Origin of the sequence: Paenarthrobacter nitroguajacolicus, assembly GCF_029952445.1 — a bacterium.
GTDB lineage: Bacteria > Actinomycetota > Actinomycetes > Actinomycetales > Micrococcaceae > Arthrobacter > Arthrobacter nitroguajacolicus_B.
In genome coordinates, this window is the sequence record NZ_JAQPPK010000082.1 from 1 (window position 1) to 325 (window position 325).

At 65.8% G+C, this 325-nt stretch carries 1 pseudogene; it reads right to left on the reverse strand.

The features are described 5' to 3' along the window. Positions 1 to 325 (reverse strand): annotated as a pseudogene (locus PJL15_RS22620) (hypothetical protein); the annotation flags it as partial.

The window sequence follows — 325 nt, forward strand, 5'->3', positions numbered from 1 at the left end:
TGTCGCAGAGGTCGCGGTAGTCGATGTTGACGGTGAGTTGGGGTCGGAGTCCGCCGTTGGAGGGTAGTTTCCCGGTGGTCATGGCCACGGCGCAGGCCCCGACGAGTCCGTCGAGGAGTTTCTGGGCCCGGGTTCGGCGGTCCAGTTCCGGGCCGGGGCTTGCCTGGGTATCCGTGCTGCTGTTTGTGCTTGCCAGCATGCCCGTGCTGGTGGTGGTGAGGCGGGGGTTGGTGGCGATGTTCATGGCGGTGGTGAGGGTTTCGTATTGTTCGGTGGTGGCGAAGATTTCGAGGTGGTGGAGTCCGTGGCGGCGTCGGCGGCGCAG